22 protein-coding genes are annotated in these 22,608 nt (G+C 44.2%); 6 read left to right on the top strand and 16 right to left on the bottom strand.

Annotation, left to right across the window (positions count from 1 at the left end; all coding sequences use genetic code 11):
• The first annotated feature begins 366 nt into the window (after window positions 1-366).
• Complete coding sequence (locus L4D19_RS08040; protein WP_428452039.1) at window positions 367-2,643, top strand: PTS ascorbate-specific subunit IIBC; 2,277 nt, start codon at window positions 367-369, stop codon at window positions 2,641-2,643.
• Between the two features lie 146 nt (window positions 2,644-2,789).
• Here L4D19_RS08040 and L4D19_RS08035 read toward each other — a convergent pair whose 3' ends face one another.
• The 6 genes from L4D19_RS08035 to L4D19_RS08010 all read right to left on the bottom strand — a co-directional run bounded on the left by L4D19_RS08035 (window position 2,790) and on the right by L4D19_RS08010 (window position 9,295).
• Window positions 2,790-4,562 (bottom strand): S41 family peptidase, encoded by a 1,773-nt coding sequence (locus tag L4D19_RS08035; protein WP_428452038.1) that lies wholly within the window; start codon window positions 4,560-4,562, stop codon window positions 2,790-2,792.
• Window positions 4,563-4,898: 336 nt separating this feature from the next.
• Window positions 4,899-5,753, bottom strand: coding sequence for a metal ABC transporter permease (locus L4D19_RS08030; protein ID WP_428452037.1), 855 nt, complete (start codon window positions 5,751-5,753; stop codon window positions 4,899-4,901).
• A complete protein-coding gene (locus L4D19_RS08025; protein ID WP_428452036.1) occupies window positions 5,746-6,654 on the bottom strand; it encodes a metal ABC transporter permease in 909 nt (302 codons plus the stop codon). The genes L4D19_RS08030 and L4D19_RS08025 overlap by 8 nt, the downstream gene beginning before the upstream one ends.
• A gap of 13 nt (window positions 6,655-6,667) precedes the next feature.
• Window positions 6,668-7,522, bottom strand: a complete 855-nt coding sequence (locus L4D19_RS08020) for a manganese/iron ABC transporter ATP-binding protein (protein ID WP_428452035.1) — start codon at window positions 7,520-7,522, stop codon at window positions 6,668-6,670.
• Window positions 7,522-8,430 carry a metal ABC transporter substrate-binding protein gene (locus tag L4D19_RS08015; RefSeq protein ID WP_428452034.1) on the bottom strand — a complete coding sequence of 303 codons (909 nt, stop codon included), beginning with the start codon at window positions 8,428-8,430 and terminating at the stop codon, window positions 7,522-7,524. Before L4D19_RS08015 ends, L4D19_RS08020 begins: the two co-directional genes overlap by 1 nt.
• 322 nt (window positions 8,431-8,752) lie before the next feature.
• Complete coding sequence (locus L4D19_RS08010; protein WP_428452033.1) at window positions 8,753-9,295, bottom strand: nuclear transport factor 2 family protein; 543 nt, start codon at window positions 9,293-9,295, stop codon at window positions 8,753-8,755.
• A gap of 152 nt (window positions 9,296-9,447) precedes the next feature.
• On the opposite strand from L4D19_RS08010, the gene L4D19_RS08005 reads away from it, so the two are divergent.
• On the top strand, window positions 9,448-9,828 hold the full coding sequence (locus L4D19_RS08005) for a winged helix-turn-helix transcriptional regulator (RefSeq protein ID WP_239411019.1): 381 nt from the start codon (window positions 9,448-9,450) through the stop codon (window positions 9,826-9,828).
• 145 nt (window positions 9,829-9,973) lie between these two features.
• Here the strand turns inward: L4D19_RS08005 and L4D19_RS08000 are convergent, their stop codons facing one another.
• Window positions 9,974-10,918: an alpha/beta fold hydrolase gene (locus L4D19_RS08000; RefSeq protein ID WP_428452032.1), complete on the bottom strand. Its 945-nt coding sequence runs from the start codon at window positions 10,916-10,918 to the stop codon at window positions 9,974-9,976.
• Between the two features lie 149 nt (window positions 10,919-11,067).
• Here L4D19_RS08000 and L4D19_RS07995 point away from each other — a divergent pair, with 149 nt between their 5' ends.
• Complete coding sequence (locus L4D19_RS07995) at window positions 11,068-11,787, top strand: helix-turn-helix transcriptional regulator (RefSeq protein WP_428452031.1); 720 nt, start codon at window positions 11,068-11,070, stop codon at window positions 11,785-11,787.
• A gap of 255 nt (window positions 11,788-12,042) precedes the next feature.
• On the opposite strand, the gene brnQ is transcribed toward L4D19_RS07995, so the two are convergent.
• Window positions 12,043-13,344, bottom strand: a complete 1,302-nt coding sequence (gene brnQ, locus L4D19_RS07990) for a branched-chain amino acid transport system II carrier protein (RefSeq protein WP_428452030.1) — start codon at window positions 13,342-13,344, stop codon at window positions 12,043-12,045.
• Between the two features lie 226 nt (window positions 13,345-13,570).
• Between brnQ and L4D19_RS07985 the strand changes: the two genes are divergently transcribed.
• Window positions 13,571-13,822: a Tn3 family transposase gene (locus L4D19_RS07985; protein WP_428452029.1), complete on the top strand. Its 252-nt coding sequence runs from the start codon at window positions 13,571-13,573 to the stop codon at window positions 13,820-13,822.
• 223 nt (window positions 13,823-14,045) lie between these two features.
• On the opposite strand, the gene L4D19_RS07980 is transcribed toward L4D19_RS07985, so the two are convergent.
• From L4D19_RS07980 to L4D19_RS07970, 3 genes are all read right to left on the bottom strand, one after another.
• The gene (locus L4D19_RS07980; protein ID WP_428452028.1) at window positions 14,046-14,969 is read right to left on the bottom strand and encodes an arginase family protein; all 924 of its coding nucleotides are present in this window, start codon (window positions 14,967-14,969) and stop codon (window positions 14,046-14,048) included.
• Between the two features lie 184 nt (window positions 14,970-15,153).
• On the bottom strand, window positions 15,154-15,327 hold the full coding sequence (locus tag L4D19_RS07975) for a hypothetical protein (protein ID WP_428452027.1): 174 nt from the start codon (window positions 15,325-15,327) through the stop codon (window positions 15,154-15,156).
• Window positions 15,328-15,572: 245 nt separating this feature from the next.
• The gene (locus tag L4D19_RS07970; protein ID WP_428452026.1) at window positions 15,573-15,707 is read right to left on the bottom strand and encodes a hypothetical protein; all 135 of its coding nucleotides are present in this window, start codon (window positions 15,705-15,707) and stop codon (window positions 15,573-15,575) included.
• A 681-nt stretch (window positions 15,708-16,388) separates the two neighbouring features.
• Between L4D19_RS07970 and L4D19_RS07965 the strand changes: the two genes are divergently transcribed.
• Together L4D19_RS07965 and L4D19_RS07960 are read left to right on the top strand one after the other, a co-directional pair.
• Window positions 16,389-16,712: a hypothetical protein gene (locus L4D19_RS07965; RefSeq protein ID WP_428452025.1), complete on the top strand. Its 324-nt coding sequence runs from the start codon at window positions 16,389-16,391 to the stop codon at window positions 16,710-16,712.
• A gap of 205 nt (window positions 16,713-16,917) precedes the next feature.
• Window positions 16,918-18,105 (top strand): IS4 family transposase, encoded by a 1,188-nt coding sequence (locus L4D19_RS07960; protein WP_428452024.1) that lies wholly within the window; start codon window positions 16,918-16,920, stop codon window positions 18,103-18,105.
• Between the two features lie 113 nt (window positions 18,106-18,218).
• On the opposite strand, the gene L4D19_RS07955 is transcribed toward L4D19_RS07960, so the two are convergent.
• From L4D19_RS07955 to L4D19_RS07935, 5 genes are all read right to left on the bottom strand, one after another.
• Window positions 18,219-18,587: a T6SS amidase immunity protein Tai4 family protein gene (locus L4D19_RS07955; protein WP_428452023.1), complete on the bottom strand. Its 369-nt coding sequence runs from the start codon at window positions 18,585-18,587 to the stop codon at window positions 18,219-18,221.
• Window positions 18,569-19,048 (bottom strand): type VI secretion system amidase effector protein Tae4, encoded by a 480-nt coding sequence (locus L4D19_RS07950; RefSeq protein WP_428452022.1) that lies wholly within the window; start codon window positions 19,046-19,048, stop codon window positions 18,569-18,571. Before L4D19_RS07950 ends, L4D19_RS07955 begins: the two co-directional genes overlap by 19 nt.
• Window positions 19,049-19,312: 264 nt before the next feature.
• Window positions 19,313-20,191 (bottom strand): DUF2971 domain-containing protein, encoded by an 879-nt coding sequence (locus L4D19_RS07945; protein WP_428452021.1) that lies wholly within the window; start codon window positions 20,189-20,191, stop codon window positions 19,313-19,315.
• A 745-nt stretch (window positions 20,192-20,936) separates the two neighbouring features.
• Window positions 20,937-21,578, bottom strand: a complete 642-nt coding sequence (locus tag L4D19_RS07940) for a transmembrane anchor protein (protein WP_428452020.1) — start codon at window positions 21,576-21,578, stop codon at window positions 20,937-20,939.
• Window positions 21,579-21,596: 18 nt separating this feature from the next.
• Window positions 21,597-22,340 carry a HupE/UreJ family protein gene (locus L4D19_RS07935; protein ID WP_428452019.1) on the bottom strand — a complete coding sequence of 248 codons (744 nt, stop codon included), beginning with the start codon at window positions 22,338-22,340 and terminating at the stop codon, window positions 21,597-21,599.
• Between the last annotated feature and the right edge of the window lie 268 nt (window positions 22,341-22,608).

Genomic DNA, 22,608 nt, shown 5'->3' with positions numbered 1-22,608 from the left:
GACTATAACAATCACCACCATGATTAACAATGACTACAATAGCATCAGGATGATTGGAATAAACAAACCACAAGCGCACATAATGGAATATAAACTTATTACCTATTAGGCATTCCTTGCTTTGAGCCAAACCAGCCTTTTCCTGTTCCATTCGCAATGAACAATCATTCAGCATTTAACGGCATTATTCACAAAATTATCAGTTAAGTGATCGCGATCACCAACATCAAAGCACAAGCGAGATCGTTTCCACAAAAAATCACATGTTACCTTCTTGTGATTATATGTGATTGCTATTGTGACTACCCAAACGATATCGTTGCCCAAAAACTGCAGATTATCGTTTGCCTCGAGTTGCGGAGCATCATGATGGACACCCTGTACGACATCTTCTACATCTTTTACAGCCAAGTTATGACCAAGGCACCGCTCCTGCTCGGGCTGGTCACATGCCTTGGATACTTCCTGCTAAAGCGCGATAGGACCACCATTGTCCAGGGTACAATCAAAACCATCGTCGGTTTCATGTTGGTACAAGTGGGTGCCGGCACGCTGGTCGCAGGCTTTAAGCCAGTGATAGAGAAAATGTCCGAGTACCACAACCTGACCGGCTCGGTCATTGACCCCTACACCACCATGATGGCCACCATGGAAACCATGGGAGAAAACTACTCCTGGGTTGGCTATGCCGTCCTGCTGGCATTGGCAATTAATATCTTGCTCGTCGTCTTCCGCCGTATCACAGGCATTCGTACCATCATGCTGACAGGCCACATCATGTTTCAGCAAACCGGCCTGATTGCGGTATTTTACTTCGTTCTCGGCGCTTCAATGTGGGAGACGATTATCTACTCAGCTGTACTGATCGCGCTGTACTGGGGGATCTCCACCAACATCATGTTTAAACCCACCCAGGAGGTGACCGGTGGCGCAGGATTCTCAATTGGCCACCAGCAGCAAGTCGCCTCCTGGATAGCTATCAAAGTCGCCCCAAAACTGGGAGACAAAAACGACAGCGTCGACAAAATCAAGCTGCCACAGTGGCTTCATATCTTCCACGACAGCATTGCCGCGACCGCGATTGTAATGACACTGTTCTTCAGCATCATCCTGCTCTCTTTCGGCCTCGATAGGCTACAAGTGATGGCGGGGAGTACCCACTGGACCATTTACATCTTTGAAACCGGCATGAAATTCGCCGTCGCCATTCAGATAATCGTCATGGGTGTGCGTATGTTTGTCGCCGAGCTGTCCGAGGCCTTCAAGGGGATCTCCGAACGTGTGATCCCCAATGCCGTCCTGGCCATTGACTGTGCTGCCATCTATGCCTTTTCACCTAACGCCATGGTCTTTGGTTTCATGTGGGGAGCCATTGGTCAGTTTACGGCAGTACTTGCGATGCTAACCTTCGATGCTCCTATCATGATCATTCCGGGCTTTATCCCGATGTTCTTCTCTAACGCTACCATCGGCGTGTTTGCCAATCACTTTGGCGGCTGGAAAGCGGTCATGAAGATTTGCTTTGTAATGGGGATTATCGAAGTCGTCGGCTCAGCCTGGGCCATTCATCTTTTCAGCCAACACAACACGGAACTGAACGGCTGGATGGGAATGGCCGACTGGGCGCTGGTGTTCCCGCCAATTATGCAGGGCCTGTCATCCTCTTCCCTATTCTTCTTTGTTCTGCTGGCACTGGCAGGCATTTATATGTTCTTCGCGTCAAAAAAACTTCGCGCCGAAGAAGATGCGGAGAAGGAAGGCATGATGAACACCTATGCCACGGGCAGTAACGAGCCACTCACCAATGGCATCGTTCAGCCAAGCGTCCCTGCGGAAAACCGCGCAGTTCGCATCCTTGCTGTGTGCGGTAACGGCCAGGGCTCCTCGATGATCATGAAGATGAAAATCGGCAGTTTCCTGGAAAGCCAAAACATCCCTCATACCATGGATTCGTGCGCCGTCTCTGACTACAGATCGAAACTTACCGGCACAGACATTATCGTTTCCTCAAACCACCTGGCCGGAGAGATGGAGGTCGGTGACGGGAAAAGTATTCTGGGAGTTAGGAACATGCTGGATCCGACCTCATTTGGCGGCGAGCTGATCGAGCTGATAGACAAGCACTTCACCAATACACAGCTTGATAGCCATTGCAGCGAAAAGGTTAACTTTAAGCAATCCCTTATCGAGAATAAGTCAATCAGGCTTCAGGCCGATGCCGCAAACTGGCAACAGGCTATCAAACTTGGTACCGACACCTTAGTTGCTTCTGGCGCTATCGAACCGCGCTACCACGATACCATTATCCGAAGTATAGAAAATTTAGGAGCATACATCGTTATCGCCCCCCATTTCGCCATGCCCCATGCCCGGCCGGAAGACGGGGTAAACCGTACCGCCTTTGCCCTGGTAACTTTAAAAGAGCCTGTCTACTTTGAAGGCGAAACAGAACCAGTGGACGTATTGGTGACCCTGGCCGGCAGCTCTTCCGATCAACATATGGAAGGCCTAATGGAGGTCACCCGGGTATTGGAAGATGAAAGCAGCGACACCGGCGTTGATCTAGATAAGATCCGCGCCTGCCGCTGCAAGGAAGATGTCTATAAGGTCATTGATACCGCGCTTGCGGGCCAACAAGTATAGGAAACGTAGTACAGAGTTAGATATAACTCTTAAAGATATTCACTCATACCGAAACTTTCTGGTGTAAAAAAACCAGTCAAGAAGACTGGTTTTTTTATGGGGTTAATCTACATTCTTGAGCAGATTTCTCCCCCTAAGTTAGGTGCCTAACTATTAGCTAACGCCTTTGCCATTTCTATAGCGAGTGTCGTGGTTTCTTCCTTTGAAAACTGTGACTGTTGCAAATAACTATAGTGTTTTTGTAACTCTCTTATCTCAGCATCCTGTCGATGGTTCTGAGTCCAGTCAGTATCTATGTCATCAATATCCATATCTTCGATTCTATTATTTTTTCTCTTTCCTTGTGGAATGATGACATCAGGCGTGACACCTTGGTTATGGAGCAAGGTGCCATCAACACGGTGAAGCGTAGCAATGGTATAACCTACATAACCAAGCTTATCATTAAACATATCATAGATATGATCGAGGGAGCGGTACTGTTGCACAGTTCCCAAACCATACGTATTTTCACCAATAACAATAGCTCTTCCATAATCTTGTAGTGTTGCTGCAAGCATTTCAGCCCCTGACCCAGTGTCTTGATCGACAAGGACAATCACTTTTCCGCTAAAAGGCTGAGCAATCTGCTCAGCCTGTTGGGAAGTTGTACGGTAAATGGAGTTTACTAAATAAGCCTCACCGTTAACGCCAAATATCCCAAAAATCTTACTAAGCTCGGACAGCGCGCCACCGCCGTTGCCGCGTAAATCAAGAATCAGGGTATCAATATCTTGCTGCTGCAATTGGTGAGAAATTGCTACAAGTTCATCTGAAACCCCCACTGTTATACTCGTCAGACGGACCAGTGCCACTTGGCTATCGGCTTCAAGGGTATAAGAAACGCCCGGTTTTCTAGCTGATTTGTCTCTAGAGGCTTGAACCGTCCTGATTTCACCTGTTGTTGGTCGATATACCCGCAGTTTAATTTGGCTGCCAGGCTCACCTCGAATTAGCGCAATAATTCTATTAAGCGGTGTATTGATAAACGGGACCATAGCCTGTTGATTGTCGGCATAGGCGACGAGAATGTCTCCATCAATGAGATCGGGATTCACTGCAACATATGAATTCGCTATGACCTCCGCTCCATATCGATGCGATTTCAGCATAACGCCGATCCCTTCATCACCGTTAATAAACTCGGGCCCCTGATAGCCAGGCAGATAACCGTTACTAGGCCCGTATCCTTTAGCATAAGCGACAGCCCAACGCTCAGCACGCTGCCGCAGAGACTGAGAGATAAGTGCCTCTCGTTTTGATTCGTAGCTGCGATTAAGAAAAGTCTTGGCTGTATCAGAGTCATATCCCATATATTCCAGCCACTGTCTATCCTCTTCAAACTGGTGCTGCCAACAGGCTACGAGATCAGAGGGGGCGTCAGTGACCAAATTGTTATTGATAGTCAGCAAATGAGTTTGGTAGGTCAATTTTTCCAAATGACGCTCATCAATCGCTGTAAACAACGCGTTTCCATGCTTAAACGTCCCCTGACTAGCTTCGTTGATCATCTCCGATTGCGTTTGTTCCCGTAGGGATTGGACTTCAGCTGGAGTGAACAGGCATTTAGCCGTTATCTCTATCTCTACGATGCTATTGAATGTATTCTGCTCACGCTCAGAGTCAGAGAGAGATTGATTAAGGTGACTACGAGAAAATCGCGTATGTAGTCGCTTTAATATTGTACTAACAACTTTGGTTTCAAGGCTTGCTTGAGCATTATCTTGTCCAAATTGAGATGATTCACCAGATACAGACACCTGTTTAGTTTCGCTGGATTCTACACTGGATGGTGAAGCTGAGTTATTAGTCGTCTGGCAACCGACGAGCGAAGCACAAAGAGATAGCAACATCCCTATGCTGATCTGGCTGATTTTCATTTCATTCCTTTATATTACTGACATCGATTAAGTTCAAAAGCAGAGGCAGGATCATTCAAAAAACCGATAGAAGATAGCGGGGCTTGGTTACCAGTACATTGACATCAGTCACACTAACTCAATAAGACAATGAATTAATTAGCTTTTGTAGTGTCATTCAGTAATTGATTAAAAAAATATGTCAAGTTATGGTGCAAGCTATACCCAAGCTTGCACCAACTGATAGGATATGTACACACTCGCTAAGAAAGAACCTATTTCTGCTAATAACTTGTCAGGCGCCTCTTCAATAACCAAATGCCCGGAATCATAAGCTGTGATTAATAGTATCAAGCATTAAAACTGCTTAACGGTATCACGGGCCTGTAATTCAACTTTTCGGTTCTTATAGCTCGTATAACAAAACACCAGAATAAATTTCAGCGTCATGATCAAAATGATTGTGGGTGCCGGTGCACTATCAATGAAAAAGCTAGCATAAGCACCGAGAAAAGCACTCGACAGTGACATCAGCAGTGCGAGTATCACCATGTTATGGAAACGACGTGTCAACAGAAACGCTGTCGCTCCCGGAGCAATCAACATCGCAATTACCAGAATCATCCCTACCGCTTTTAGTGCAGCAACAATCGCAAGTGACAGTAGCGATAAAAGCCCGTAATGGAGAAATTTGACCGGAAGCCCGATAGCTTGCGCATGTTGGTAATCGAACACAAATACCAGTAAATCTTTACCTTTAAAAACAGCAAAAAGCAAAACTAACATAGCGACAATGGCGGCTTCTATAATATCAGCCCAATCTACACCTAACGCATCGCCAAAAAGAATATGGTCTAAGTGAACACCTACTTCCACTTTTGTCATTAGAACGAGGCCCAATGCAAACATTGCCGAAAACACGACGCCCATGATCGTATCTTCTTTAATTCGACTATTCTCTTTCAGGTATCCTGTAGATAGCGCACAGAACATACCTGCGGCAAACGCACCAAGTGTATAAGGGATAGCAAAAATATAAGCAATGACGACACCGGGCAAGATGGAGTGAGCAATTGCATCTCCCATCAGGGACCAGCCTTTCAAAACTAAAAAGCAAGAAAGCAGTGCTGTCGGAATCGCCACCAGCAGTACGATAAGAAACGCCTGCTGCATGAAAATGAACGTAAACGGCATAAGGAGTGTATCAAGCATTTTTGTGCTCCTTGTTCATCATAGAAACAGAAGATGCCGAATCAGGTTCCTTTTTTGTCATCCGCTGATTACTTTTACGTTTGATAGCAATTTGACCATGTTTAGGTGCAAAGACAAAAGCAGCTAGGAAGCAAGTGGTTTGCAATAACACAATGATCCCGCCAGTTGCACCATCAATGTAGTAGCTAATGTAAGCACCAAAAAATGAACTACCAGCACCAATAATCACCGCATAGACAATCACCCGAGAGAAGCGGTCCGTCATTAAATAAGCGGTTGCACCTGGGATTACGACCATTGCGATAACCAAAAATGCGCCTACGGTTTGCAATGCAGCGACCGTGCATGCACTCAGAAGCGTAAAGAAAAGCACTTTAAGCCTTGTCGGGTTTAACCCAATACTTTGAGCATGGTTTTCATCAAAAAAAACCACCATCAGATCTTTCCACTTCACCAGCATTACCACCAATGAAAGACCACCGATAATCACTAACTGAAAAGTGTCGGTTGGTGTAATAGCGAGCACATTTCCGAGAACAATCGTCTGAATGTTTACCGCCGCTGGAAACAACGACACCAAAAACAGACCAAGCCCGAAAAATGAAGTAAAGATCAGGCCGATGATCGCATCTTCTCGTAACTTACTTCGTTGGCTGAGAAAAAGCATACCGGCTGCGGCCAAGCCACCTGAGAGAAACGCACCAAAGGCAAAAGGCAAACCAAGCATGTAAGCACCCGCGACACCGGGGACGATTGAGTGTGACAGCGCATCACCAATTAAAGACCAGCCTTTAAGCATTAAATATGTAGACAGAAAGCCGCACACTCCCCCAATGAGAGCGCTCACCCACATGGCATTAACCATGTATCCGTAGTGAAATGGTTCAAGCAAATAATCCATCTGAATGAACTCCTTACTTCTCTGGGCGTGATACAGGCACAGCTTGCTGCTCACCATACATCACAACCGGGCGTTCGTGGTCCGACAGTACAGTTAACTTACGTTCATCGTCATCTTCGTGCAGTTCTTTACCACCAAGGATAAAGTGACGAAGCACCCCGCCAAACGCGAGTTCAAGGTTTTCCGGCGTAAAGATTTCACTTGTCATGCCGTGCGCCAGCACCGTTCTGTTAATCAATACCGTACGGTCACAAAAATCAGGAACACTCCCCAGGTTGTGGGTGGATACCAGCATCACTTTGCCTTCATCACGTAAATCACGAAGAAGCGCCATGATCTGCTCTTCCGTTTGCACATCGACACCAGTAAAAGGCTCATCGAGCAAAATTACGTCGCTCTCCTGCGCCAATGCCCGGGCAAGAAAAACTCGCTTTTTCTGGCCGCCAGAAAGCTCGCCAATCTGACGCTTTCGAAAGGCCGTCATGTTCACTCGCTCTAATGCCGCGGTCACCATGTCATGATCCGCTTTTTTAGGAATACGGAGCAATCCCATATGGCCGTAGCGCCCCATCATGACGACATCTTCGACAAGGACAGGAAAGTTCCAGTCAATCTCCTCACTTTGAGGCACATAGGCCACAACGTTTTGCTTGAGGGCTTTTTTCGCTGGCATATCAAGAATTTCGACCGTTCCTTGACTGACAGGCACAAACCCCATGATGGATTTAAATAGTGTTGATTTACCGCTACCGTTAACCCCGACAAGGGCCGTAATCGACCCTTTAGGAAGTACAAAACTTGCGTTGTATAGTGCGGTATGACCGTTGCGATACGTTACGCTAATGTCTGATACTTTGATTCCCGCCATTACTGCTCCAGACCCTCTGCAATTGTGTTTGAAGTTACTCTCAGCAAGTCGAGGAAAGTCGGCACAGGGCCATCTTGGCTGCTGAGTGAATCGACATAGAGAACACCGGCGTATTTTGCACCTGTCTCACGAGCGACCTGTTGCGCAGGTTTAGCTGACACCGTACTTTCACTAAATACCGCAGGGATCTGATTAGCCCGGACCTTATCAATCAGCCGCTTCACTTGCTGTGGCGTACCTTGAGAGTCCGCATTGATTGGCCATAGGTATAGCTCTTTAAGGCCAAAATCACGCGCCAAATAGCTAAATGCGCCTTCACTCGTTACAAGCCAGCGTTTGTCCTCTGGGATCTGAGCGACTTTATCGCGAATTGGCTGAACCATATCCCTGATCTGTTGTTTGTATGCTTCGGCATTTTTGTTATACGTTTCGGCATTCGCACTGTCGTACTTAACAAGCGCCGCACGAATGTTCTCGACATAGACCAATGCATCACTCGGGGACATCCAGGCATGTGGATTTGGCTTACCACTATAAGGACCTTGCGCGATACTCATTGGTTTTACGCCTTCGGTCACGATCACGCTTGGAACATCATGTAGATTTTTGAAGAATTTCTTGAACCATAATTCCAGGTTCAAGCCATTATAAAGAATAAGGTCTGCGCCCTGAGCCCGGCGGATATCTCCAGGCGTTGCCTGATAGTTGTGGATTTCGGCATCAGGTTTGGTAATGGATTTCACGACAGCAGCATCACCGGCTACATTCTGAGCCATGTCCGCAATAATGGTAAATGTAGTCACGACTTTAAATTTCTCGGCAGCAGTCGCTGCCGTACCGAATCCCAGTGACACTAACGATAAAAATACAACTGCTGGTTTGGCTAGAGTGCCAAGCTTAAGTCTCATCCGTGTTTTCTCCAGTCGACGATAGTTTTCTGAACTCGGAAAAGATTCTACTCCTACACACCAACAATGTAAATGATAATGATTATCATTTGATTGGTATTTATGGAATGTGCTGTGATTCCTAGGACGTAAGGCAGCTGAATGGATCTGACAATACCTTGCGTAATTGGCTAACAATCAGGCACAAAAAAGAGGCCGTTGGCCTCTTTCCATCATAACGTTCTAATATCCGGTCGAAGATATCGCTAGATCACTTATTATGCCCTCAAGACAAATAGAACAGCTCTAATCACTTTTTCGTATTTTTCACTAAATACTAAAACTAGAACACGCCATTTGAATTTGCGATATCGCCACCGCTGATAAGGGAATAAAATCTCATGGAGAAATCTAGTGCCTGAATCGAGTCCCAGTGCTCAACGATTCTGCCCTCTTCGATACGCCAGGTATCGATAATATTCATGCCTTTTTGGTCATTCCCCCTATCCTCTTTATTTAACGTGGCATGAGAATGAAAGATCACGTAATCACCGTCGACGTAGATATGCTTTACGTCATAAGTGTAGTCAGGGTATTCCTCTACAAACTCTTCCAGGAAGCTTACTAAGCCAGTGACTTTATCAGGCAGGTTTCGATTGTGTTGAACATAGGAGCTGTCGTTGTAGTGCTCCAAGATGTAGTCAAAGTTATGATTGTTCATGAGGTTTTGAACAAAATCAGTAATCAATTCAGCGTTTTTTACTTCCTGTTCTGTCCAATTTGGTTTTTGTAGCGAATGCAGGTCAATAGTCAGCTTATCTGCATTTTGTGCATAGGCCGTAGTGCTTACCAACAGAAAAATAAAAGATGTAATTGCTTTCCACATAAGTAACTCCAATAATAATCTCGTTTCACAAAGGTATACATTGAACACTATAGTAATTATTAGTAACCTACACTTCAAGAAGGTACCAAAACGTTCGGTAGGCACATTTTGGTAACCAGTATTGAGATTTGAGATTGAGAAGGAATGGAAAAGTGACAGCACAGGCTAAGCCAGAAAAGCGGGTATTTCATAACAATGAAGATTGCCCGGTACGTAATGTTGTAGCGCAAATCGGCGACAAATGGTCGTTGCTTATTCTATTTGCACTCGTGGAAGGGGCTGATAGATTTAACTCTCTTAAATCAAGAATAGAAGGGATCTCTCAGCGTATGTTGACCCAGACGCTAAGGGATTTAGAGCGGGAAGGCTATGTTAATCGGACCGTGTACCCTGAAGTGCCTGTAAGAGTAGAGTATTGCCTGACAGAAATGGGGCGAGACTTAGTTAAACCATTGTACCAATTGGTTTGTTGGGCGGATGAGCATCAAGACGATATTAAGCGTGCTCGAAAAGCCTATGATGAAAGGAGTTAATTCTATTGGGTCCGATGAAAGGAAAAAGCCTAATTGCAAAAACATATTGGTGCAAACTACAAACATGTAGCTTGCACCATAAGAAGACATAAGCGGTAACTACCGTTCTTTCCGGAGTGTCTGTTTCGTCTTGAAGCTCTTGGGGCTAGACTGCACTCTGCTGTCCCAGCCATTTAATAATGGCTTGGTTTATTTCTTCCGGCTTTTCTTGCTGGATCCAATGTCCACAATCAAGATTGAGCACTTCTACACTAGGCACGTATTCTGTCAGCCTTTCAGACTTCGGGATGACATCTTGATCGCCATAGATCATAAGAGTCGGTTGCTGGATGATTGGGTTTACGTCCACTAACAAGTGCCAGTTTCGATCAAGGTTTCTATACCAATTTATGCTGCTAGTGAACCCTGATGATTCGAACGCAGAGACAAAAACAGCCAGCTCTTGGTCACTCATCAAGGGCTCACCGGTTGGCTCTTCACATCGTGCAAGGTTGATCATCACCATGCCTTGTTCCGGCTCTTTATCGGGCATATTTTTCCTATACAGATTACGGAGGAATTGAGGTGTATTCTGTTCCAGCACCGCATCGGCAACACCGGGTTGTCGGTTAAAATGAACAAAGTAGTTGTCGCCGCCAAGTATATGTTCCATCAATTCGACCCAGGGCGTTTCCCCTCGTTCCTGGTAGGGCAAGCTCAGGTTTATCACGTTGTTGACACGGTCAGGATGCAATAAGGCCAACCCCCAAACGACCATCGCTCCCCAATCATGTCCGACAAAGGTGGCGTTGTGGTATCCATAGTGATCGAGAAGAGCGACAAGATCTCCCGTTAAATGAGTAATGTCATATTGAGTAACCTGCAACGGGCGTGACGAATTACCATAACCACGCTGATTTGGGACGATGACATGGTAGCCCGCTTCGACAAGGGCGGGGATCTGATACCGCCAAGAGAAGGCATGCTCTGGCCAGCCATGGCAGAGCACGATAGGGTTACCCACATTTGACCGCCCCGCTTCGAAGACTTCGAGTGTCTCCCCGTTGACGGAAACCAGAGTGGATTCTGGAAAATCGGCGGGATCATACATTTTATCTCTCCTATATAGACTGGGGATGTTAAGACTCAGGAATTGACGATGCGCATTACACCGTCTAAATCACCTTGCTGACGTCGAGAGATAATTTATATATCTTAATAGTGACAAATACTGACACCATTGAATGGTAGCTTTACAAAATGAATATTCGTCTACGCCAAGATGCCATCGTGCGAAGTCTACGCCGCAACGGGACTTCGACAGTCGCTGAATTAGCGCAGGAGGTGGGAGCCTCCAGGCGTACAGTGTTACGCGACCTCAACGCATTGCGTGATGAAGGTTTTGTGATTCATTCAGAGCCCGGTCGAGGGGGTGGCCTGCAACTTGATCCGCGATCCGTTCAAACCACAGTGAGACTCTCTGTCGCCGAGGTCTTTGCACTTGTCATCAGCGTTACATCGATGCGTGCAGCCGGAGGCATGCCCTTCTCAGGGCTCGCTGACGATGGGCTTGCCAAAATCGAAAAAGCGCTGCCATCAGACAAATTGCACGATCTGCGCCGCCTGCTGGATTGTTTGTATGTCGGGAAACTCGCTCCGCAGGTGGACATAACCGATATGGGAGCGATGGATCCCGCGCTACTGCCCGTTTTCGAGACAGCTTTTCTGCAGCAACTCCATCTGCGCTTTCAATATTGTGACGCCAAAGGAACTGTCACCAACCGATATGTTGAGCCACAAGCAATGCTGATCTTGCCGCCACTCTGGTATTTGGTCGCTTGGGATCCGAAACGTCAGGATTTTCGTCACTTTAGGATGGACCGGATCAGCACTCCCGAGTTCGTCGAAGGTAAAACATTTCTACGGCGACATGTTCCGTTTGAAGATCATGTATCCCCAATTCGCAACCTGGCTCGCTAGCGATAGCATGTAAGATCCTTTTAACAACTAACCACTGGTGCATCAAGGATGCACATCAGTATGAATAAGCATCGAAACTCAAATCTGGGCATTTTCGCGTGAGAATAAATGCTTAATGTCCAGCTTATAAACTGGCGTTAGTCCTGTCAGTGAAGATACCGTAAAAAATAAGACATAATAGTAAGAGCAGTGAAGTCTTTTGGTGAGCGTAGTTGGGGGATAACAACCCAAAATGGTCATTACCCCCTGTGACTTTTATTCGGTCGCCTTAGTCATAACTGTTTTGCTTATAACCTGCAGGCGGTTCAAGGTTAGTATCAGAAGGCAAGGCAGCAGCCAGCTGGCATGGGCGCTATATAATGGCAGCATGCGTACTAGTGTTGTGCCAAGGCTTTCCGGGATCTGGCCCAGGATATTCAAAGCATCAAGCCCGCCTAAAATTAAGGCTGTAAGCAAGCTGGCATTGTATACCCATGCGCTGACTTTTTTAGATGGCAGGACAAAAGCGGCTAATACCAATGCAATTGCGACAGGGCAGATAACTAGGATCGCGGGAAGGCTGACAGCCAGGATTTGTTCAAGACCAAAGTTGGCAATGATACAAGTAAGTACTACGACAATGCTGGCTGTCAGCGAAAACGGTGCGTTAAAAGTTTGTTTGTAATATTCTGCGCACGCATTAGTCAGGCCGACAGTGGTAGTCAGGCAGGCCATGACAATAATAGCCGCCAGCAACCATTGGCCGTAGATGCCAAACTCTCCGGCAACATACCGTGTCAGGATTTCACCGCCATTGGTCGCATTGGCAGCCACGGTTGTAGATGTAGCACCGACATAACCCATAGCCAGGTAACAACCCGCCATCAGCACCGCATAGATCACCGCCACTTTGAAAGCGGTGTTTGCCACGGCTTTAGGCTCGGTGACACCTTTGCCGTTGATAGCCTGGATGATAACCCAACCGAAACCTACCGCAGCAATGGCATCCATTGTCATGTAGCCCTGGATCAACCCATGGGTGACGGCATTTTGCTGATAATCTGCCGACGGGGCTTGTGGTAATCCCAGTGGCGAGATAATGGCAGCAAGCGCCAGCGACAGTAGCATCAGGATTAGCAAAGGCGTCATTACCTTGCCAATGTAGTCCACCAGTCGGCCTGGACGGAAAGCCAGCGCAAGAGTCAGGCCACAAAATACGACTGAAAACAGCAAGAGTTGATCACTGTCGAGAAATGGCTTGAGTCCCATTTCGTAAGCCACGGTGACAGCACGGGGCATACCAAATGCCGGGCCGATGGCAGTAAACAGAGCTACCCAGAATGTACGTGCCAGCCAGCTTGGTAGCGGCTGGGTTAAATTTTGGGTCGTGCTGATACGCCCTAGGACGACAAGCGTGAAGGCTGGCAGGCCTACCGCAGTAATCAGAAATCCACCCATTGCAGGAAATAGGTTGGTTCCTGCTTCAAGTCCGAGTGATGGAGGGAAGATCAAATTTCCTGCACCGAGAAAAAGGGCGAAGGTCATAAAGCCTATGGCAAGTAAGTCGTGTTTTTTCAAGGGACATGTCCTGTATTGTTTGTAATTAGGACCGTCAGGAAAGCTGAAAAAAAGAAAGGTAATCGTTCCTCCGTCAGCCAGGCTGACGGAAGGTAACCGCCAGCCTAGTTAATAATAACCAGAATAATGGCGATAATAATGTTGGTTGCACGCAATACAGCCTGACCCGGTACTTTCAGGGAAGCAGCAAATAGTTTGGCTGTATTTAATAGCATAATAAACTCTGGTGTTTTGTAACGGTAACAAAATCAAAGTACAAGCAAAATGCGGGGTTGTAAACTATTTTTCGGTTTTTAATGTGGGGCGGGTGATTTTTACCAGTGTAAAGTTCGGGCTACATGACAGGAGTTTTGAGAATCAGCGATACCGTGCCAGCGGTCTCAACTTGGTTGTAGTAGTCATCATTCTTTGGAATACGGAGTATACAAAGAAGGTAGTAGAAACATTGAGAAAGCGTGGTGAAAGAGTTGACGTCTGATATTAGCCAACGTGTAGGTTTCCTCGGTAATCACATGATGACGCTGGCACGAAGTGGAACAGAAACATATTAGATTTGGTGCTCAATTAGGGCTGAAGACATTAGTTAATTATTAAAAATGCCAGTATTAAGGTACCACCCGGTGAATCTGCAAGGTTCACCGAACTTAACACTCAAACTGCCTGGTGTAACGGGTCACCCTGATTGCTTTGTTATGTGTGTTTTATGCACGAAAACCCCAAACTGCATCAATGAGTTTTACCATCAGCTCCTTCGATATACCTTCTTTATCAAGTTCAGGTAAATACTCTACAAAATCAACACCAACAAATTTAGGGCTTGTCGCTAGTGCGTGTACTAACGTTAATGCCTCTCTGGCACTCAGTCCCCCAACATTTGGTGTACCACAAGCTCGAAAGATTGAGCCATCTAAAGCATCATAATCAAACGAAAGGTATATCCTGTCAAAGTCCTGTTCTAACGTTTCAACTAGTTGAGTTAATACGGCTCTAAAGCCCAAACTATCTATTTTATCCATACCATAGTTTGTTATTCCAAGCTCATTAATGAGCTGATACTCATTGGGCATTAAATCGCGCACTGCAACGTAATAAATGTTCTTAGGTGACAGAATCAGCTCATGTTCAACTGACCATCCATTGTGCGGATACTGATTCATTAGCATCGCTAAAGGCTTGCCATGAAGGTTGCTTTCTAAACTGTTATTACAATCAGCATGAGCGTCAACCCAAACAATGGCGACCTTTTCATTTCTTTGTTTCTGATAGTAATCCAAGGTTGCCTGTACTGTACCCACAGCTATTGAATGATCACCACCAATAGTTATTGGTATACGCCCTTGTTTGTAACTACTAACTATTTTCGATTTTAGCTGATCACAGTAAAGAGAAAGGGCCGCTTCTTTGTTATTGGTATCTATGAGCTCTTGGACTTGGGCGCAGACCTCAACATCCCCAGTATCAGTGATATCAGCGCTCCAACGAGTAGTTCGCACATTTATCCAATCACTAAGACCAACCCAAGTATGTTCATCAAGACTACGAAGCTCATCAACTGTATTCTCGTCAGTCGGAAAACAGCCAAGCTTATTAAATGGAGCACCAATTATGTCGAACTTATTTCCCATCGAACTTCCTTATTTATTCTTATTACACATAACGCCTGCAATAAAGTTCCCTACACTAAACTAACAGAGCAAACCGAACTTCATACCAAAACCGCCGAGTGTAATGGGTCAACTTGATGTTTTTGTTAGGTTTCTTATCTGCGACTACAAACACTACTGATTAAATTCAGTAGTGTCTGTTATATTAAGGTTCATCTTTGCTATTTTTTAGCTTTATATAAATTCGCCTTAAAACTTCAAATATTGATAAAGCAATTATTGCTAGAAAGATAGCATTGCTGCCAAATAGTTTTGATAACAACAAGATGATTACAACGACAAGAACTGATACAGCAACCAACTTAAACTTATCAGCCATTTAGTAACTCCGGGTACCTAGCATAAGTTGTTTGAAGCCAATTTCCAGCCACACCACTGTCTTTTGCAAATGCCATCACTTGACTATGTGTACAATCAGTATTTTTGTATATAGCCCTAGCAGTGCTACCTATTACAGCCCCTGCCCAAAATGAAGCATATAAACCAGCCCCAACAGTACCAGCACGTGCAACAACTGACATTTTAATAGGTTGAGCCGCACCTCCAGAGATGGCCATAGCTTTATCAAAAGCTATCGATCATAGCCCAGGCGAGAGCAGCTGAACCCGCTACTGTCTTTGTTGTTGGTAAGTTCATCAGCTTCAGATTATCATCAATATCTTTTTGTACCGATGCTAAGTTTATTTTGCATGAAGCCATCGAAAAGTTCTCCTTAAAGTAGAGAACACTAGCAGCTTACAATTATGCACCAAGATCCAACTTACACTTTTTTGAGGCAATTCGCACTTAAGTGCCAGATGATGTAACTCGGAAACCTAACGCCAGCAATAGGTGTACGCCCACTAAGCCAACCAAGAGCACTGAAATCCACACCAAAACCACCGAGTGTAACGGGTCACCTTAATTGCCTTGTTACATGCTAACGCTGAATCCAATGCGGCTTGACCGCCCCACCAAGATGCCTAAAGCAGGCGACAAGCTCAATGATTTTCTTTGGTATTTTTGGTAAGTCGATTGAACCTAAAACTACGCGAATGGTTGAGACTTCACTACCCAAAGAAGTGTAGAAACCACCAGCGAATACATAACCAAAAAATGCGAAATAGTTTTGAATCCGGTTTGAAGTGCTTGTTAGCTTGCCTACATAACCAGCTCAAAAAAACTAGTTAACTTTGAAAAATCAACCCTTTAACGCATACATAAAATAGAGTATTAAAAATTAGTACTCCAGTGTAATAGCGTGTAATAGAATTATTTTAGTTGATGCTATAGAGTTTTAATTGTGCCTATTCTTACGTAAATAGAACTACTTAAATTATTTTTGTAGGCGTTAATTAAATTCCTACAATGAATATAAAACCTGAATACAAGGAAAAAATCATGGCAAATTTAAAAAATGGTTGCAGTTACAGAAATAACGGCGTTGGCTTTAATAATATCTGGTGCGGAAAGGTAACTGAAGAAAAAGTTTTAGGATCCATCTGTATAATTCCAGAAGATAATAATGAAGTGAACCAAATTATAATGCTATTTGTTCCTGGAGGTACAGACTTAAAACCTAATTTGGATGATGCGAAGCAGCTATGGGTATATTTGCCATATGAAATGATGCCACAATTTTTAGAGTTATACCGCCTTGACGGTGGATATGTTTTATACAATAACGGTAATTTTGACTTTTACACTACCCGATACGCAAACTAACACCACATTAAGCGCAGGGCGCGAGCATACTCTGGTGAATTTATAACCCAAAGAAGACTTGCGCCCGATAATCATTATAAAAATAGGCATGTAACGCCTGCGACTTGTGAATCCCCACAAAATACCTTTGTAGTTCAATAAGTAGACACGCACCTTACCTTCTGATCTAATGAATTCACCACAAACACAAAAGATTGAAAGCAAGATGCGTGATATTCAAATACTACACGAGTCGCTGGAAAATCAATGCCCTAACATTCACAAAAAGAGACTCCAATCACTCATGGACTCGGTGCAATCATTGCTTAGCAATGATGCACTTACGCTTACTTTGCTTGGGCGCTCACGTCCTTCAAAGGCCAAAACCAAACACTGTATTAAGCGCGTTGACCGTTTATTAGGTAATAATCACCTTCACCACGGCAGACTCGATATTTATCGGTGGCACTGTCATCAATTTTGTTCGGTCAATGCACAGCCTATTGTCTTAGTCGATTGGGCTGACATCCGCGAATATGAACGACTCATGGTACTAAGAGCATCTATTGCTGTAGATGGTCGTTCTGTTACGCTTTTCGAGCAAACTTTTACTTTCAAAAACTACAACTCTCCACGTAGTCATCAACAGTTTCTCAATAACTTTAAAGCTGTTTTACCCTCGCATGTCATCCCTATCATCGTGACTGATGCTGGCTTTCGTAATACGTGGTTTAGACAAGTTAATGACATGGGTTGGTGTTATCTTGGACGCGTAAGAGGTRATGTAAACGTCTTAATAAAAAGCCAATGGCAACACATCAAGCAGTTGTTTAATCAAGCGAGTTGCAAACCTAAATATGTCGGATTCACACAGCTAGCCAAGCGAAAACCATTGCAATGCCATCTTCATCTCTATAAAAAACAAACACCTAAAAAACGTAAAGTCCGGCCAAAAGGTCGAGAGCACTTCTCCGCCCAGGCAGTCCATAAGAAGTCAGCACTAGAACCTTGGCTGCTGGCGACTAATATCCCAACAAATATATTTTCATCTCGATGTATCGTCAGGCTCTACACCAAACGCATGCAAATTGAAGAAACATTTCGAGACTTAAAAAGTCCACAATACGGTTTTGGCTTACGCCAAAGCCGCACTCATGACCCTAAACGCTTCGACATTTTACTACTCATTGGTCTGCTCGCTTTTATGGTCTATTGGTGGTTTGGAATAATTGCAGAACATAACGGTTGGCACCGTCACTTTCAGGCAAATTCTGTAAAAGACCGACGCGTTTTATCATTTGTTAGGCTAGGAAAAGAGGTCTTCCGACGGCTGGAATATCACATCAACGATTCAGCAATTCGTTGGGCGCAATCCACCCTAATTCTAATGGCAAGGAACAATTATCGTGCGTAAATTATGTGGGGATCCGCCAGCGCCTGCAATAAGGTGTGCCCCACTGAACTCACAAAGCACACAGAACTCCACACCAAAACCGCCGAGTGTAACGCATCACCTTGATTGCCTTGTTATAACTTTGATGCTAAAGCTTGTTGATATAGTAACTCAACACCCTCTGATTCAGCGAAGTCTATGCAATACCCGAGCTCAATAGTGTTACCTTTTTTTGAACTATAACCACTTAAATCACTACTCTCTACAAGCTTTGAAACCTCGAAGAATACCTCAAGTGGTAAATCTGAGTAATCACGGTAACCTTGCATTGCAGCGATGGCATCTTTAGATACTTCTGACCCCTTGTAAAAGGTTGCGAGACATGTGGATAAAGCATAGTTCTTAAGCAACTGCTTATCACTCATATCACTCAACATATGGGCATTTACACTTAAACTGCAGCACAGAGTAACAAATATTGAGGCTAGTCTTTTAATTGCCATAAGTAAGCCTTTTTCGCTAATGGAAAATAACAACTATCTGTACACCTAGAACCAGTCCAAATAGTGGCATGACCAGAAGCATCTGACCACACATCGACATCTACTACTAATATACCTTTGTATTCCGACAGCTTATCTGTATGAGGAGAATCAATAACGACTTCGGGATCATCGAAACTATCATATAAAAACTTGACCAAATCTCTAACTCGATAAATATACCAATGACCTTGACCTCCTGAGATTGTCTTGCCTTTCATAAATGGCACTTTATACCCAGCGTAATTCAAAGCGTAGGACATGCGAATTGCACATGCATTCTCAAAACGTCCTTGCTCAGGAGTTAGTACGTTAATATTGTGATTTACTTTACCACCAATTAAATTTCCGACTTCATTAACTTCCCTATTTACTTTTGCAAAAGCTTGTTTCATTTTTAGCAAGCTTGGACGTACCGCCATCATAACCACCTATAAGATTTTCCATGAAGACATGAAAATCTCATACTTTTGATGCTCAACAAACACCAGTTTTCCAGTTCTAGAACACCTTCAAATTTAGGTGTGAAAGGATGAAATTGATGAAATTGATGAAATTGATGAAAAAAGTTATAACGCCTGCAATAAGGTGTGCCCCACTGAACCAGCAAAGCACACTGAACTCCGTACCAAAACCGCCGAGTGTAACGCATCACCTTGATTGCTTTGTTAGAGCGTTGACGACCACTACTCCTCGATTAGGTCAACAATTTCGAGCTCATAACTACCGGGCTTTAACTTAGCTAGCTTTATTTCTATATTAGGATTTGCAGTTCTTGCTGTACTAATTACAAGCATACGTTGATCTTTCGGCATTTTCTCACCAATAACAATTTCAGTTAATGAGCTAGGATCGTATTTTCGTTTTGATGTCGAACGATCTGTTGAAACAAAACGCACTTCTTTCTCATATTTCCAGTGAGGTGACTTAGTAGCAATTGTTTTATATATATAATTAACTTGATCTATTACATCCGGCTTTTCCGCCCAAACCATTTCCTGCCATTTTTTTAGCTCTAGTGTGCTTGGGTTAACTTGATACTCTATCGGAGTAACAACAACTACATCACCATACTTAACCAAACTTTCATAGAAAGGCTCAAGATCAAAAACCAAGCAGTAGCCTCTCAGTCCAGATGAATAATGAGACCACATCAAGTTGTCTTTAATCGTGTCCTGTTCCACTCCGGAAGCAAAATCATCTTCATCTAGATATTGTCTAGACAAACAAACAGCTTTTGAAGCATGGATTGTCTTCAACATACTCTCAATATCAATCTTGAAAACAAAGATCCACTTGTCAGCTGATGACCATGAATCAAAATCTTTAATGTCATTTTCATCCAAATATGCATCAATATTTTGTTTGGCAACCCCTTCGAAGCCTTGCCACGGAGCGTACAAATTGATTGCTGACTTATCTTGGGCATCAAATTCATCGTCTTCAAATTTATAAGATCCCTCAAAGGGGTCATTAAAATCTTGTAGCCCAGAAAACCATAATTCACTATTTGCTAATCCTGCGAGACTATATGCATCGACAGCTCGATATTTGTATACTTTCAAAAATTACCCTTACTTTATAACTGTTGGTATTCCAAGCTACTAGCATTTTATTCAACGAACCCAGTTCGTAAATCTCCTGGATATCGGTAGATATATGAACGAAATATGCGGCCTGCTTTCGTATATTTCTATAAGAGCTTAGTGATTTGAGCCACGATCAAAACCTACCGTAGACATACCTATTCAGTATCAAAATTCCATGCTACCGCCCTTGGACACTTAGAGCCCACGAACGTCTATAAAAGCAGGCAATTCTATCACCACAAGTCTAGATTTCTTTGGCGCTGCTCAACGTTATGTGAATCAAGTTGCGTTTTGCAGAACAAGTTAATGATTTGGGATCTGTAGACGAGGTGCAGTCTTGCCTGAGATATGTAATGTACCGAGTGATAAAGCGCCTGATCGTCAGTAATTCGCGCTCACAGCAGCGCCATGACTTAACCTCAATATAGCGCTCAAGGTGTCTGGACAGATAATCAGGTGTAACCGTGACAGGTAGCGAGGGGGCATTGTACAGATAGGGGAAGACTTATTTCGAGTTTCTTTACGTTTGCCCGAAGGCAGGAGATAGACTTTACGGAAGTACCAGATACCGTGCGGGGATAACCATAGGTTTGTTGTCATAGCAGCCTCAGGTAATACGCATAAAGTGGATCACCCAGACTATAAATTGAGTATTTTTGCAGGTAAGGTATTGATAAAAATAGCCTCTATGATCAGCAATATCATAGAGGCTATAATTCAGTTACAAGACACGCTTCATCTGAGCATAATCGCCGTTGGTTCTGAGGATAACCATAACCGTTTTATCGTTACGGTTACGGAAAAACCAGCCGTGATTCCCAGTAAAAGCTGCGACTAACTCACCTTCAGCACTAGGTACACCGCGACCTTTTTTATAACTAATCGAGTTACCATTCCCGTCACCATGAGTGTCGTAATTGACAGGACCACCTTTCGATATCCATTCAAATTGAGCTGTTTGGCCTTTTTCCATCACCAATTTAACTTCAGCCCCTTGCCCTGGTTTGAGTGAAAATATGATTTTATCTTTCCAAACAGGCTCTGTGGCCACACTGCTCTCAGGTTGTGGAGCACCCTCTACAGGTTTAGTCCTAACAGGCTCTTTTTCAACCGTTTTCACGGCGGCGATAACTTCACTTTTAGCTTTATCCTCTTCGGCCTCTTGAGCTAGCTGAGCCTTAATCTCTCCCATTTCTGTTAATCCTAACGATTTACCTACACCAGTTGGGTCAATGGCATATTCAGCAGGTAAAATAACGGTAACGAGTAGTACGATGGCTGTTCCTAACGCAATAAAGGTTGAGCGGACTAGTTGCTTGGTTGTCGGTAGCTCTGCACGAGTTGGCATATCTGTGTTGTACATGATTGATTCCTTTTCTATTTACTGAGCGACAACGTAGCCTGTTAATTGATAACCGATGAGCATGAAACCCAAGCTCATCATAACGACATTAACTGAGTAGGCTTGGCGATAAAAACTGGTATGTCGCCTCCAAAAGCCAATCACAATCAAAATGGTGCCAAGCGCAATCAGCTGCCCAATTTCCACACCAATGTTGAACGCCAATAGATTAGGAATTAATCCATCAGGAGAAATGTCATATTCAATGATTTTTGACGATAGCCCGAAGCCATGACAGAACCCAAACAGCAAGGTCGCTAGTTTGGTGTTGGGTTGTACGCCGAACCATCGTTGAAATGCACCTAAATTGTCCATCGCCTTATAAACGACAGACAACCCGATGATGGCATCAATGATGTAGCTGTTAATGCCGATGTTGAAGTACACCCCAAGCAGCATGGTAGACGAATGCCCAATTGCAAAAAGGCTCACATACAGCGCGATATGCTTCATTTTGTAGAGAAAGAAAATCACACCAAATAGAAACAGAATATGGTCGTATCCTGTCACCATGTGCTTCGCCCCTAAATACATAAACGCAATAATGTTGGTACCCGTGATTTCTTGAATATAACCTTTATCACCTTGTGCAACGGCATGAGCAAAAACGTCTGTGCTCATGATCGTGACTAAGGTGAGGGTGAGATAAAGCATCCCCTTACGAAGCAACGTAGCCAAAACAGCAGGCGACGTACTTTCTTCGCGTAATGAGAGTAAGTTCATATAAACTCCATTATTTGTTGAAAATCCATTAGCCGCGTATTACGGCTGTTATCAAGCAAATAACAAAACTCTTGGGGGGCGCTCTATTCTGAAAGGTTTATAGATAGGTGTTCCGCTAACCAGTCTGTCATAAGTTGATACCATCAAACCAGCCAAGACAATGTGATTAACAGCCTTTATAGACGCACTGTCATAAGTGTGATTATGGTTGCTTGCATCATGTTGAAAGGAATACTCGTCATCGACAGCATGAGAGTGAGTATGAATA

This window comes from Photobacterium kasasachensis (assembly GCF_050336885.1).
GTDB lineage: Bacteria > Pseudomonadota > Gammaproteobacteria > Enterobacterales > Vibrionaceae > Photobacterium > Photobacterium kasasachensis.
This window is presented reverse-complemented; position numbering and strand designations above follow the sequence as displayed.

Coding starts and splice junctions, on each gene's coding strand:
- L4D19_RS07970 (WP_428452026.1), bottom strand. CDS start 15,707: ATGGCTTCATGCAAAATAAACTTAGCATCGGTACAAAAAGATATTGAT.
- L4D19_RS07935 (WP_428452019.1), bottom strand. CDS start 22,340: ATGAACTTACTCTCATTACGCGAAGAAAGTACGTCGCCTGCTGTTTTG.
- L4D19_RS08025 (WP_428452036.1), bottom strand. CDS start 6,654: ATGGATTATTTGCTTGAACCATTTCACTACGGATACATGGTTAATGCC.
- L4D19_RS08000 (WP_428452032.1), bottom strand. CDS start 10,918: ATGTATGATCCCGCCGATTTTCCAGAATCCACTCTGGTTTCCGTCAAC.
- L4D19_RS08020 (WP_428452035.1), bottom strand. CDS start 7,522: ATGGCGGGAATCAAAGTATCAGACATTAGCGTAACGTATCGCAACGGT.
- L4D19_RS08035 (WP_428452038.1), bottom strand. CDS start 4,562: ATGAAAATCAGCCAGATCAGCATAGGGATGTTGCTATCTCTTTGTGCT.
- L4D19_RS07980 (WP_428452028.1), bottom strand. CDS start 14,969: ATGGGAAATAAGTTCGACATAATTGGTGCTCCATTTAATAAGCTTGGC.
- L4D19_RS07940 (WP_428452020.1), bottom strand. CDS start 21,578: ATGTACAACACAGATATGCCAACTCGTGCAGAGCTACCGACAACCAAG.
- L4D19_RS08030 (WP_428452037.1), bottom strand. CDS start 5,753: ATGCTTGATACACTCCTTATGCCGTTTACGTTCATTTTCATGCAGCAG.
- L4D19_RS07955 (WP_428452023.1), bottom strand. CDS start 18,587: ATGGCAATTAAAAGACTAGCCTCAATATTTGTTACTCTGTGCTGCAGT.
- L4D19_RS07995 (WP_428452031.1), top strand. CDS start 11,068: ATGAATATTCGTCTACGCCAAGATGCCATCGTGCGAAGTCTACGCCGC.
- L4D19_RS08040 (WP_428452039.1), top strand. CDS start 367: ATGATGGACACCCTGTACGACATCTTCTACATCTTTTACAGCCAAGTT.
- L4D19_RS08015 (WP_428452034.1), bottom strand. CDS start 8,430: ATGAGACTTAAGCTTGGCACTCTAGCCAAACCAGCAGTTGTATTTTTA.
- L4D19_RS08010 (WP_428452033.1), bottom strand. CDS start 9,295: ATGTGGAAAGCAATTACATCTTTTATTTTTCTGTTGGTAAGCACTACG.
- L4D19_RS07950 (WP_428452022.1), bottom strand. CDS start 19,048: ATGGCGGTACGTCCAAGCTTGCTAAAAATGAAACAAGCTTTTGCAAAA.
- L4D19_RS07965 (WP_428452025.1), top strand. CDS start 16,389: ATGGCAAATTTAAAAAATGGTTGCAGTTACAGAAATAACGGCGTTGGC.
- L4D19_RS07975 (WP_428452027.1), bottom strand. CDS start 15,327: ATGGCTGATAAGTTTAAGTTGGTTGCTGTATCAGTTCTTGTCGTTGTA.